Raw genomic sequence first — 11,888 nt, 5'->3', positions numbered from 1 at the left:
GCCACCGCCGCCGCCGGGGCCGCCACGACGCGGCCCCTGGCGCTGCTCCTTGCGCTGGCGCGAGAAGCTGTCGGTGCCGATGTAGCCGAGCGAGGTCTTCATCGGATCGGGCTGGTTGGCGCCGCCGGGCGCCCGGTCCTCGCCCTGGCGGTTGCGACCCTGTTGCGGCGCGCCGGGTCCCTGCCCTTGCCGGTCGCCGCGGCCATTGCGGCGCCCCTGGGACGGACCCTTGCCGCCGCCGCGCTCGGAGCGCGCACCCGGGCCGTGGGCCAGCGGATTCGGGATCGACTCGCGCCCTTCGCCCTGCGCGCCGGCCGCACCGCCGTTGCGATTGCCGCGGCGCTTGTTGCGATTCCGGTTGCGGCCACCGCCGTCCTGCCCGGGCCCTTGGCCCTTGGGGCCCGCGCCGTGCCGGGGCGCCCGTTCGCCAGCGCCGCCAGCGGCCTGGAACAGGGCCTGGATGTCACGCTCGTCGAGCTCCATCCAGGCGCCGCGCTTGAGCCCGCGCGGCAGCACCATGGCGCCGTAGCGGATGCGGATCAACCGGCTGACCGCGTGGCCGACCGATTCGAACAGGCGGCGCACCTCGCGGTTGCGGCCTTCGGAAATGGTGACGCGGTACCAGCAGTTGGAGCCTTCGCCGCCGCCCTCCTCGATGGTGCCGAACTGGGCCATGCCGTCGTCCAGCCGCACGCCTTCGAGCAGGCGCTTCTTCTCCTCGGCGCTCAGCGCGCCGAGCACGCGCACCGCGTACTCGCGCTCGAGGCCGAAACGCGGATGCATCAGCTGGTTGGCCAGTTCGCCCGAGCTCGTGAACAGCAGCAGACCCTCGGTGTTCAAGTCGAGCCGGCCGACCGACTGCCACTTGCCTTGCTGCAGTCGCGGCAGCTTGCGGAACACGGTCGGGCGGTTCTGCGGATCGTCGTGCGTCACGACTTCGCCGACCGGCTTGTGATAGGCGATCACGCGCGCCGGCGGCGGCGCGATACGGTAGCGGATCGGCTTGCCGTTGATCTTGACCTGGTCGCCGTACTGGATGCGCTGGCCGATGTGGGCCGGCTCGTTGTTGACGGAGATGCGTCCCTGCAGGATCAGCTGCTCCATCTCGAGCCGCGAGCCCAGGCCGGCCTGGGCCAGCACCTTGTGGAGCTTGGGCGAATCGGCCTCGGGCAGCAGCACGCGCTTGAGCGGCGGCACCTCGGGGCTCTCCTCGTCGGCATCGAACTGGCCGGAGATGACGTCAGCAAAGCGGATCGGCTCGGGCGGCGGTGCGTTGCGCTGCTCGCGCTCGGCGGCACGGCGGGCGCGATCGAGGTCATCCTCTTCCTCGTCCGGCTCTTCCTCATCTTCATCCTCATCTTCGTCGTCGTCCCGTGCCGCGGCCTCGGCAACGCGCGCCTCGACCGGCTGCGCCGGCGGCACCGCGATGGCCTCGGCGACCGGCTCGACGACGGCCGCCGGTTCGACCGCCGGGCCAACAGCCTCGGCCGATGGCTCTTCAGCGGCCACGGCTTCCGGCACGACCGCCTTCGGCTTGCGGGGGCGGCGCTTGCGCGGGGCGGCAGCGCCTGCCACGGCCTCTGCGGGCGTCTCGCTCGCAGGCGCTTCGGAAACGGCGTCGGCCGGCAGCGCGGCTGCATCATCGGGATCAATGGGGCTCATGGTCGGGTTCCGGAAGGGACAGCGGTGGTGTCGGCCTCGTCGGGCGCAACTTCGGCGCCGACGGGCAAGGAGAACGGGGGGGCGGCGGGTTCGGGCGCTTCGAAGGCTTCGGCTTCAGGCTCGGTCAGCAGATCGCCGGTCGACGGACCTTCGGCCGGCAATGGGTCGACCGGCATTTCGTCGACCGGCAATTCGTCCATCGGCAGCGCCGGCTGATCCTCGCCCGCAGCCTGGCCAAGCGCGTCGATCAGGGCCCCCTGCTGCGCCGGCGACTCGATCAGCGGCAGCTGGTCCAGCGACGCCAGGCCCAGGTCGTCGAGAAACTGGCGCGTCGTCGCATAGAGCGCGGGCCGGCCGACGGTTTCGCGATGGCCGATCACCTCGACCCAGTTGCGGTCCTCGAGCTGCTTCAGGATCAGCGAGTTGATCGTGACGCCTCGGATGTCTTCCATGTCGCCGCGCGTGACCGGTTGCCGATAGGCAATGATGGCCAGCGTCTCGAGCACCGCGCGGGTGTAGCGCGGCGGCTTCTCGGGGTGCAGCCGGTCGAGGTGGTCGCGCAGCTCCGGCCGGCTCTGGAAGCGCCAGCCACTGCCCACGCTCACGAGCTCCAGGCCGCGCTGCGACCAGTCTTCCTGCAGCTCGAGCAAGAGGGACTTGATCGTGTCGGCGCCCAGTTCGTCGTCGAACAGCACGCGCAGTTCGCGCACCGGCAACGGCTGGGTCGAACAGATCAAGGCGGTTTCGAGAATGCGCTTGGCATCCGCCGTATTCATGGTTCGCGTTATCCAGGAAAAGGCGCCTCGAGGACGCTTGTTCAGAAGGATGGAAGAAGGCGTTGCCGGCACGCGGCGAAAAGCAACGCAAAGCCGGCATCAGGCGGCCGGCGCGGCCCTCGGGACCGTCAGGCGCGATTGTAATCCAGCCCCCATTCGGAGAAACCCTGAAGCAAGTCCGGAGGCGGCGGCGAACGGAACTCCATCGCTTCGTTCGTGACAGGATGCGCGAAACCCAGCCTGAAGGCATGCAGCGCCTGCCGCGTCAGGCCAGCCGCCGCCGCCCCGCCGTAGAGCGTGTCGCCGACCAGCGGATGCCCGATCGATGCCATGTGCACCCGGATCTGGTGGGTGCGGCCGGTTTCGAGCGTGCAGCGCACCGTGCAGCCCTGTTCGTTGCTGTCGAGCGCCTCGACCAGCGTCCGGGCCGGTTTGCCCGCATGGCGCTCGAGGTCGACCACCGCCATGCGCAGTCGATTGCGCGGGTCGCGACCGATCGGGGCATCGACATGGCGCGCGCGGGCGCCCTGCCAGCCGCGGTGGGCGAGCGCCAGGTACTGCCGCTTGACGTCCCGCGCGGCGATCAGGGCCACCAGGGCGTCCATCGCCTGGCGGCTGCGCGCGACCACCATCAGCCCGCTGGTGTCGCGGTCGAGCCGGTGCACGATGCCGGCGCGCGGCAGCAGCGCCGCCCGCGGATCGAGCGCCAGCAGGCCGTTGAGCAGCGTGCCGCTCCAGTGGCCGGGGGCCGGATGTACCACCAGGCCGACCGGCTTGTCGATGATGCGCAGGTGATCGTCCTCGTACAGCACGCTGAGGGCCATCGGCTCGGCCTTGAAGGCCTGGCTCTGCGGTGTCGGCCTCAGCTCGATCCGCCCGGCCTCGCCGGCATGCACGGTGGCCGAGGTCTTGGTCAGCACGCGGCCCTGGATCTCGACCATCCCGGCGTCGATGAGCTGTTGCAGGTAGCTGCGCGAGAACTCGGGCACCAGCGCCGCCAGCGCGCGGTCCAGCCGCTGGCCGTGCTCGGCCGGGCCGAACTGGAAGGCGCGAACTTCGCTGGCGGCGGAGAGCTCCGCGCCCTCGTCGTGCTCGGCCGCCTCCGGCGTGTCCGCCAGGGGGGCGGTCGATATAATCGAGGGCAACTGTTTCACGAAAGCCTTATTTGATGTTTCGCGCCAAATTATCGGTCGTCCCCGGCTGGCTGGCCCTGTGCGCCGCAGCCTGGCTGGTGGCCGGCTGCTCGACGACCGATGCCGACAAGACCGCGAACTGGAGCCCGAACCGCATCTATTCGGAGGCCAAGGACGAATCGAGCTCGGGGGCCTACGACAAGGCCGTGCCGCTGTTCGAGAAGCTCGAGGGCCGTGCCGCCGGCACGCCGCTGGCGCAGCAGGCCCAGCTCGACAAGGCCTACGCCCAATGGAAGGCGGGCGACAAGGTACCGGCCGTCGCCACGCTCGATCGCTTCATGAAGCTGCACCCGGCCAGCCCGGCGATCGACTACGCGCTCTACCTGAAGGGCGTGATCAACTTCAACGACGACCTCGGCATGTTCGCCTGGATGACGCGCCAGGACCTGTCCGAACGCGACCAGAAGGCCGCCAAGGAGTCGTTCGAGTCGTTCAAGGAGCTGGTCACCCGCTTCCCCGAGTCGCGCTATACGCCCGATGCGCGGCTGCGCATGAACTACATCGTCAACTCGCTGGCGCAGTACGAAGTGCACGTGGCGCGCTACTACTACACCCGCGGCGCCTACCTGGCGGCCATCAACCGTGCCCAGCTGGCGCTGGCCGACTACCGCGAAGTGCCCGCGCTCGAAGAGGCGCTGTACATCATGTACATGTCCTACGACAAGCTCGGCATGAACGACCTGCGCGACGACGCCCAGCGCGTGCTGACCAAGAACTACCCGCAGAGCGAGTACCTCACGCGCGGCTTCCGGGGCAAGGACGACCCGTGGTGGAAGCTCTGGTGAGAGTGAACGGGCGAGGGGGCCTCACCCTTTGAGCGCGGCGATCTCGGCGTCCAGCTCGGCCGGGCCCTCGATCCTGCGCATCGGGGGCAGTGCCGCCAGCAGGCGCTTTCCGTAACCCATCGCGACGAGTCGCGTGTCGCAGATCACCAGCACGCCCCGATCGGACTCACGCCGGATCAGGCGGCCGGCGCCCTGCTTGAGCGACACCGCAGCCTCCGGCAGTGAATACTCGCCGAAAGCGCTCCGGCCCTGGGATTCGAGCCGCTGCGAGCGCGCCTCGACCAGCGGATCGTTCGGCGGCGGGAACGGCAGCTTGTCGATCACCACCAGCTGCAGCGCATCGCCCGGGGCATCGAAGCCCTCCCAGAACGAGGCCGATGCCACCAGCACGCAACCGGCACGCCCCTCGCCGGCGCCTTCGCGAAACCGGTCCATCAGTACCCGCTTTGGCAATTCGCCCTGGACCAGCACCTCGGGACGCGTGGCGGCCTCGAGCTGCTCGAACTGCGCCTTCATGGCGTCCCCGATGGCGCGCAGCGCGCGCAGCGTGGTCGTCAGCACCAGCGTCCGGCCGCCCAGCGCGCCGGCCCCGCGCGCGGCCAGCAAGGCCACCTGCTGGCTGTGCGCCGGGTCGTTGGGCTTCGGAAAGGCCCGCGGCACGTAGAGCGCGGCCTGGCGCGCATAGTCGAAGGGACTCTGCACCCGCAGCACCTCGGCGTCTTCCAGGCCGCAGGGCTCGGTGAACCAGCGCAGCTTCGGGTCGTCGCCCAGCGTCGCCGAGGTGAACACCCAGGCGCGACCCTCTTCCCCGGGCTCCGCGGCAGCCGACTTGAGCACCCGGCTGCGCACCGCCTCGGCGATGTCGAGCGGCGACTCGACCAGCCGCAGCTGCGTGCCGACATCGACCCAGCGCACCGAGCCGGACGCGCAGGGCTCGGCGAAGCGCTCGGCACGCTGCGCCAGCTGCTGTGCGCGGTCTTGCAGGCGGACGAAATCAGGCGACAGCTCGCTGACCGTGTCGAGCCCGCGCGCAGCGTCCGCGAAGGCCTCCTGCAAGGCGTCGAGCGCTTGCTGCCAGGCCGGGCCGGGGAGGCCCTCGGGCGCATCGCCCACCCAACGCAGCTTGGCACCCGGCCACTGCTTGCCGACCACCAGGCGCAGCTCGCGGGCGCCGCGCTCGACCGCCGCCACCAGTTGCTGCCAGTCGACCAGGCCGCGCGCCTGCTGCAGACCGGCCGCCAGCAGGTCGCGAGCGAAATCCAGCGCTTGGCCCGTGCCGAGCTGGACCCCGAGGAACTGCACGCCGGTCTCGTTGAGCTGATGCGCCTCGTCGAACACCACCACGCGCACGGTCGGCAGCAATTCGGCCATGCCCGACTCGCGCACCGCGAGATCGGCAAAGAAAAGATGGTGGTTGATCACCACCACGTCGGCCGCCATGGCCTCGCGCCGCGCCAGGTTGACGTGGCAGGGCTTGAACTGCGGGCATTGGGCCCCGAGGCAGTTCTCGCGCGTGGAAGTGACCAGCGGGATCAGCGGCGAGCGCTCGTCCAGCCCCGGCAGTTCGGCCAGGTCGCCGGTGCGCGTGGCCTTGGACCATTGCTCGATCTTGGCCAGCGTGCGCAGCGAGCCGCGCTCGGGCAGCGAGGCGTCGTGGCGAGCCAGGTCGAGCCGATGCAGGCAGAGATAGCTGGCACGGCCCTTCAGCAGCGCCGTGCGCACCGGCAGGCCCAGCGCCTCGACCAGCCGCGGCAGGTCGCGGCCGAACAGCTGGTCCTGCAGCGTCTTGGTGGCGGTCGACAGCAGCACCCGCTCGCCGCTCAGCAGCGCCGGCACCAGGTAGGAGAAGGTCTTGCCGACGCCGGTGCCGGCCTCGACCACCAGCTGGCCGCCCTGCTCGATGGTGCGTGCCACCGCCAGCGCCATCTGGGTCTGCCCCTCGCGCTCCCGGAACTGGTCGGCGGCATGCGAGAGCACCCCGCCCGGCGCGAAGACCTCGCGCACCTCTTGTTCGAGCGGCATCAGGCAGGCTCTTGCGGGTCGAGCAGGTCGACCAGCCGCGCAATCTGGTCGCGCAGCGACAGCCGCCTCTTCTTCAGTCGGCGCAGCAGCAGTTCGTCCTGCGGCAGGACATCGCCGAGCCGGTCGATCGTCGCATCGAGGTCGGCGTGCTCGATCCGCAGTTCGATCAGCTGGCGGGAAAATGAGTGAAGATTGGAGTCCAAGGGGGCGCAATACGAAAAGCGATGCCGCGACCATCCGGCTGCGGCTTGTGTTCGCTCGATAATACGTCTTCGTCCCGTTTGCAGCTTGACATCAAAGACCGCGCCATCGGCGCAACCGCGCCACATGACCCGAGGCTTTCGACTCGCCGCCGCCACCGGCCTCCACAAGGGGGACCGCCCCTACCAGCAGGACCAGGTCCTGGTCATCACCCATCCTCGCGTGCCCGGCTGCGTGCTGGCGGTCGTGGCCGACGGCATGGGCGGGCGCAGCGGCGGACGCAAGGCCTCCGACCAGGTGTTGCTGACCGCCCAGCAGTTGTTCACCCGCTACAAGCCCGGGCGCGACGAACCGGTCGCCTTGCTGCGCCAGTTGCTGGAGGACGCGCACACGGTGATCAAGCTCACGGCGGTGTCCAGCGAGCAGGAGCCGCACAGCACGCTGGCCGCCTTCCTGATGAACCCGGAGGGCGACTGCGCCTGGATCCACGCCGGCGACTCGCGCATCTATCACTTCCACGAAGGCCGGCTGGTCAAGCGCACCAAGGACCATTCCTACGTCCAGGTGCTGGTCGATCGCGGCGAGATCGACGAAGACGAGGCCAGCGTCCATCCCCAGGGCAACATCCTGCTCGGCTGCCTCGGCATGAAGTCGACGCCGCCGCCGGTCGATGTCCACCTGATCCCCCGGCTGAAGGCCGGCGACGTGATGATGGCCTGCAGCGACGGACTGTGGCACTACTTCAGCCCGATCGAGATGGGCGAACTGCTGGCCGAGAAGCCGCCGCGCGAAGCCGTCGAGCTGCTGGTCGCCGAGGCCCGGCGACGCGCCCACGGCGGCGGCGACAACATCTCGATCGTCGTCGTGAAGCTGGATGAGCTCCCGGCGCAGGAGTGAGAGACGCCTCGAGCCGCGCAGCGCTCAGGGTGCGGCGGGGCGCACGGGGTCGGGCAAGGGCGCCGAGCGCGGCTTGGTGTTGTTGGCCTTGCGCCCTTCGCTATCGGCGCGCTGCTTCTCGGCCCTCTGCTGTTTTTCCTCGTAGGCCTGGCGTGCCGCCGGGGCCTCGGCGCGCCGACGCGCCGCCTTCGCCTGCTCCTCTGCATGGGCGCGCTGCTTGTCGTCGAACTGGCGCTGCTTGTCGGCCGCCTCGGAGGCGGCCTGGGCGCGCCCGGCCGCATGGTCGGCGGCGCGCTGCTCCCGCTCCTGCTGCGACTTGCGCGACTGCTCGCGCTGGGCGTCGGCATCCTTGGTGTGCGCGCTGCCGCCCTTCTCCTCGAGCTTGTCGAGGGCCGCGGCGCCGCGGCGCTTGCGCTCGAATTCGTTGATCGCCGCTTCCTGGCGCTTGACATCGTCGGTCGCCAGCCGGCGGCGGTGCCGGCTCTCCTCCAGGCAACCCTCGACCGCGAACTTCTTGTAGCAGGCGGCCCGCTCGGCGTCATAGCGCGCGCTGATCGCCTTGCGCTCCTCGGCCAGCCGTGCCCGCTCGGCGTCGAGGTCGGCCCCGCCCGTGGTCGCGCCCGACTGCGCCCACAGCGGCGCCGCGGAAAGACAGATCAGCAGGGCAAGGACGATGTTCTTCATGTCAGGCGGGTGTCGACGGTACGGCGCTCGAGCGCCAGGAACTCGGTCGACTGCATCTCGTTGAGGCGCGACACCGTGCGCGGGAACTCATGAGCCAACGGACCCTCGGTGTACAACGCCTCGGGCGGCACTTCGGCGGACATGACCAGCTTCACGCGCCGATCGTAGAACACGTCGACCAGCCAGGTGAAACGACGTGCTTCAGAGGCCATCCGGACCGGCATGTACGGCACGTCGGACAGCAGCACGGTGTGGAACTGGGTCGCGATCTCGAGGTAGTCGTTCTGCGAGCGCGGACCACCGCACAAGGTCTTGAAATCGAACCAGACCACGCCGCCGGCCTTGCGCAGCGCGTGAATCTCGCGCGATTCGATGTGCAGCACCGGGTTCTCGTCGGCGCTCTCGGCAATGCGCTCGAAGGTCTTGCGCATTTCTTTGTCGGCCGCCGCGCCATTGGGCGTCAGGTAGAGCCGCACCTGCTCCATCGTGCGGCGCCGGTAGTCGGTGCCGTAGTCGACGCTCAGCACCTCGAGCCGCTCGTTCAGGAGCGCGATCGCCGGCAGGATGCGGTCGCGGTGCAGGCCGCCCGGATAAAGATCGTCGGGCTTGAAATTCGACGTGGTGACGAAGCCCACGCCGTTGTCGAACAAGGCCGCCAGCAGGCGATGCAGGATCATCGCATCGGTAATGTCGGCGACATGGAACTCGTCGAAGCAGATCAGCTTGTAGCGCTTGGAGATCCGCAGGCCCAGTTCGTCCAGCGGATTGACAGTGCCTTGCAAATCGGCCAGCTCGCGATGCACCTCGCGCATGAACTCGTGGAAGTGCAGCCGCGTCTTGCGCCGCAGCGGCACCGCGTTGTAGAAGCAATCCATCAGGAAGCTCTTGCCGCGCCCGACGCCGCCGTACATGTAGACCCCGCGCGGGATCTCCGGCCGGTTGATCAGCTTCTTGAGGGCGTTGGAGCGCTGCGCCTTGTACTCGCCCCACTCGCGCGCGCAGCGGTCGAGGGCCTCCACGGCGCGCAGCTGCGCGGGGTCGCTTTGGTAACCCCGCGCAACCAGTTCGGCGTCGTACGCCTGCCTGACGGTCGTCACGTACTCAGAAGTTCAGCGTGCGCTTGTCGACGGCGAGCGCAGCTTCCTTGGTGGCTTCCGACAGCGACGGGTGCGCATGGCAGATGCGTGCGATGTCTTCGGCACTGGCCTTGAACTCCATCGCCACCACGGCTTCGGAGATCAGCTCGCTGACCATCGGGCCGACCATGTGGACGCCGAGGATCTCGTCGGTGGCCGCGTCGGCCAGGAACTTGACCATGCCCGTGGTGTCGCCGAGCGCACGGGCACGGCCGTTCGCGAGGAACGGGAAGGTACCCGCCTTGTAGGCCCGGCCGCTGGCCTTGAGCTGCTGCTCCGTCTGGCCGACCCAGGCGATTTCCGGCGAGGTGTAGATCACCCAGGGAATCGTGTTGAAGTTGACATGCCCGTGCTGGCCGGCAATGCGCTCGGCCACGGCCACGCCTTCTTCCTCGGCCTTGTGCGCGAGCATCGGACCGCGCACCACGTCGCCGATGGCCCAGACGCCAGGCAGACTGGTGCGGCACTCGTCGTCGACTTCGATCGCGCCGCGCTCGTCGAGCTTCAGGCCCACCGCTTCGGCGTTGAGGCCGGTGGTGTTCGGCACGCGGCCGATCGAGACGATCAGCTTGTCAACTTCGAGCGACTGGGCGCCGCCCTTGGCATCGGTGTAGGCGATGCTGACGCCCTTCTTGCCCGACTTGACCTCGCCGACCTGGACGCCGAGTTCGATCTTCAGGTTCTGCTTGGTGAAGGCCTTGAGCGCCTCCTTGGCGATCTGCTCGTCGACCGCGCCGAGGAAGGTCGGCAGCGCTTCGAGCACCGTGACTTCGGCGCCGAGCCGGCGCCAGACCGAACCCATCTCGAGGCCGATCACGCCCGAGCCGACAAGCGCCAGCTTCTTCGGCACGGCCTGGATGCGCAGCGCGCCGTCGTTCGAGAGGATGTTCTCCTCGTCGAAGGGCGCACCCGGCAAGGGACGCGCGTTGGAGCCGGTGGCGACGATGATCTGCTTGCCGGTGATGCTCTCTTCGGCCGCGCCCGCGACCTTGATCTCGTAGCCGGCGTCGGACGCCTTCACGAACGAGCCGCGGCCGTGGAAGAACGCGACCTTGTTCTTCTTGAACAGGTAGACGATGCCGTCGTTGTTCTGCTTCACGACGGTGTCCTTGCGGGCCAGCATCTTCGCCACGTCGAGCCCCAGGCCTTCGACCTTGATGCCGTGGTCGGCGAAGCCGTGGCCGGCGTGTTCGTAGTGCTCCGAAGACTGCAGCAGCGCCTTCGAGGGAATGCAGCCGATGTTGGTGCAGGTGCCGCCGAGGGCCGGACCGCCCTTGGCGTTCTTCCACTCGTCGATGCAGGCCACGTTGAAGCCTAGCTGCGCCGCGCGGATGGCAGCGATGTAGCCGCCAGGGCCGCCGCCGATCACGACGACGTCAAACTGTTTGGACATTTGGAACTTTCTGTGGGTGATCGTGTTCGTTACCGCGTCCGTCCTCGTTCGCGGCAAGCGAAGCGAGGCCCGTTCGGGAACCACCGCGGAACCGGCTTTGCCGGGCCGCGGGTGGTGCCCCCTCGAGGGGGAGGCGGCTACACGAAGTGAGCAAGAAACGGGGGTGGGTCAGATGTCAAACAGGAGGCGCGACGGATCTTCCAGCGCTTCCTTCATGGCGACCAGGCCCAGCACGGCTTCGCGGCCGTCGATGATGCGGTGGTCGTAGCTCATCGCGAGGTAGTTCATCGGGCGCACCACGATCTGGCCGTTCTCGACCACCGCGCGGTCCTTGGTCGCGTGCACGCCGAGGATGGCCGACTGCGGCGGGTTGATGATCGGGGTCGACAGCATCGAGCCGAAAGTGCCGCCGTTGGAGATCGAGAAGGTGCCGCCGGTCATCTCCTCGATGCCGAGCTTGCCGTCCTTGGCCTTCTGGCCGAACTCGGCGATCTTCTTCTCGATGTCGGCGAAGCTCATCTGGTCGGCGTTGCGCAGGATCGGCACCACCAGGCCGCGCGGCGAACCGACCGCGATGCCGATGTCGAAGTAACCGTGGTAGACGATGTCGTTGCCATCCACCGAGGCGTTGATCACCGGGTACTTCTTGAGCGCATGCACCGCAGCCTTCACGAAGAAGCTCATGAAGCCGATCTTGACGCCATGCTCCTTGGTGAACGCGTCCTGGAACTTCTTGCGCATCTCCATGACCGGGGCCATGTTGACTTCGTTGAAGGTGGTCAGGATGGCGTTGGTCGATTGCGACTGCAGCAGGCGCTCGGCGATACGCGCGCGCAGGCGGCTCATCGGCACGCGCTCCTCCGGACGGTCGCCGAGGTCCGCTGCGCCGGTCGGCGCCGCAACCTGCGGCAGCACGGCCTTGGGTGCGCCGGTGGGCGCCGGCACGGGCGGCGCCACCTTGGCAGCGGTACCGGCAGCCACGGCGCCGAGCACGTCGCCCTTGGTCACGCGGCCGTCGCGGCCGGTGCCGGCGACGTCGCCGGTGCTCAGCTTGTTGTCGGCCAGCAGCTTGGCTGCGGCCGGCATCGCGACGTCGGACTTCGAGCCGCCGGCTGCGGCGGCTGCGGCTGCCGGTGCTG

The 11,888-nt window shown here is 69.0% G+C and carries 11 protein-coding genes; 2 read left to right on the top strand and 9 right to left on the bottom strand.

Annotated features, from left to right (window positions below):
* The 3 genes from AC1DYD_RS40180 to AC1DYD_RS40170 form a co-directional block, all read right to left on the bottom strand.
* On the bottom strand, positions 1 to 1,662 hold a 1,662-nt coding region (locus AC1DYD_RS40180), incomplete at its 3' end, for a pseudouridine synthase (RefSeq protein WP_478178296.1).
* The gene (gene scpB / locus AC1DYD_RS40175) at positions 1,659 to 2,438 is read right to left on the bottom strand and encodes an SMC-Scp complex subunit ScpB (RefSeq protein WP_478178295.1); all 780 of its coding nucleotides are present in this window, start codon (positions 2,436 to 2,438) and stop codon (positions 1,659 to 1,661) included. The genes AC1DYD_RS40180 and scpB, both read right to left, overlap by 4 nt.
* 128 nt (positions 2,439 to 2,566) lie before the next feature.
* A complete protein-coding gene (locus AC1DYD_RS40170; RefSeq protein ID WP_478178294.1) occupies positions 2,567 to 3,592 on the bottom strand; it encodes an RluA family pseudouridine synthase in 1,026 nt (341 codons plus the stop codon).
* A 14-nt stretch (positions 3,593 to 3,606) separates the two neighbouring features.
* Here AC1DYD_RS40170 and AC1DYD_RS40165 point away from each other — a divergent pair, with 14 nt between their 5' ends.
* Entirely contained in the window at positions 3,607 to 4,416 is an 810-nt protein-coding gene (locus tag AC1DYD_RS40165; RefSeq protein ID WP_478178293.1) for an outer membrane protein assembly factor BamD, read from the top strand.
* Positions 4,417 to 4,437: 21 nt separating this feature from the next.
* On the opposite strand, the gene AC1DYD_RS40160 is transcribed toward AC1DYD_RS40165, so the two are convergent.
* A complete protein-coding gene (locus AC1DYD_RS40160) occupies positions 4,438 to 6,438 on the bottom strand; it encodes an ATP-dependent DNA helicase (protein ID WP_478178292.1) in 2,001 nt (666 codons plus the stop codon).
* Positions 6,438 to 6,641 (bottom strand): DUF465 domain-containing protein, encoded by a 204-nt coding sequence (locus AC1DYD_RS40155; RefSeq protein ID WP_478178297.1) that lies wholly within the window; start codon positions 6,639 to 6,641, stop codon positions 6,438 to 6,440. The genes AC1DYD_RS40160 and AC1DYD_RS40155 overlap by 1 nt, the downstream gene beginning before the upstream one ends.
* Positions 6,642 to 6,765: 124 nt before the next feature.
* Between AC1DYD_RS40155 and AC1DYD_RS40150 the strand changes: the two genes are divergently transcribed.
* Positions 6,766 to 7,536, top strand: coding sequence for a PP2C family protein-serine/threonine phosphatase (locus AC1DYD_RS40150; protein WP_478178291.1), 771 nt, complete (start codon positions 6,766 to 6,768; stop codon positions 7,534 to 7,536).
* 24 nt (positions 7,537 to 7,560) lie between these two features.
* Here the strand turns inward: AC1DYD_RS40150 and AC1DYD_RS40145 are convergent, their stop codons facing one another.
* From AC1DYD_RS40145 to odhB, 4 genes are all read right to left on the bottom strand, one after another.
* Positions 7,561 to 8,220, bottom strand: coding sequence for a hypothetical protein (locus tag AC1DYD_RS40145; RefSeq protein ID WP_478178290.1), 660 nt, complete (start codon positions 8,218 to 8,220; stop codon positions 7,561 to 7,563).
* The gene (zapE, locus tag AC1DYD_RS40140; RefSeq protein WP_478178289.1) at positions 8,217 to 9,317 is read right to left on the bottom strand and encodes a cell division protein ZapE; all 1,101 of its coding nucleotides are present in this window, start codon (positions 9,315 to 9,317) and stop codon (positions 8,217 to 8,219) included. The genes AC1DYD_RS40145 and zapE overlap by 4 nt, the downstream gene beginning before the upstream one ends.
* Positions 9,318 to 9,321: 4 nt before the next feature.
* Positions 9,322 to 10,749, bottom strand: coding sequence for a dihydrolipoyl dehydrogenase (lpdA, locus tag AC1DYD_RS40135; RefSeq protein ID WP_478178288.1), 1,428 nt, complete (start codon positions 10,747 to 10,749; stop codon positions 9,322 to 9,324).
* A gap of 168 nt (positions 10,750 to 10,917) precedes the next feature.
* A partial coding sequence (gene odhB / locus AC1DYD_RS40130) for a 2-oxoglutarate dehydrogenase complex dihydrolipoyllysine-residue succinyltransferase (RefSeq protein ID WP_478178287.1) occupies positions 10,918 to 11,888 on the bottom strand: 971 nt, incomplete at its 5' end.

The sequence above is a fragment of the Variovorax sp. P4_B11 genome (assembly GCF_056402355.1).
This window is presented reverse-complemented; position numbering and strand designations above follow the sequence as displayed.

What these genes read in the sequence shown, in the direction of transcription:
- scpB (WP_478178295.1), bottom strand. Translation starts at nt 2,438, where the DNA reads ATGAATACGGCGGATGCCAAGCGCATTCTCGAAACCGCCTTGATCTGT.
- AC1DYD_RS40165 (WP_478178293.1), top strand. Translation starts at nt 3,607, where the DNA reads ATGTTTCGCGCCAAATTATCGGTCGTCCCCGGCTGGCTGGCCCTGTGC.
- AC1DYD_RS40160 (WP_478178292.1), bottom strand. Translation starts at nt 6,438, where the DNA reads ATGCCGCTCGAACAAGAGGTGCGCGAGGTCTTCGCGCCGGGCGGGGTG.
- AC1DYD_RS40150 (WP_478178291.1), top strand. Translation starts at nt 6,766, where the DNA reads ATGACCCGAGGCTTTCGACTCGCCGCCGCCACCGGCCTCCACAAGGGG.
- AC1DYD_RS40145 (WP_478178290.1), bottom strand. Translation starts at nt 8,220, where the DNA reads ATGAAGAACATCGTCCTTGCCCTGCTGATCTGTCTTTCCGCGGCGCCG.
- lpdA (WP_478178288.1), bottom strand. Translation starts at nt 10,749, where the DNA reads ATGTCCAAACAGTTTGACGTCGTCGTGATCGGCGGCGGCCCTGGCGGC.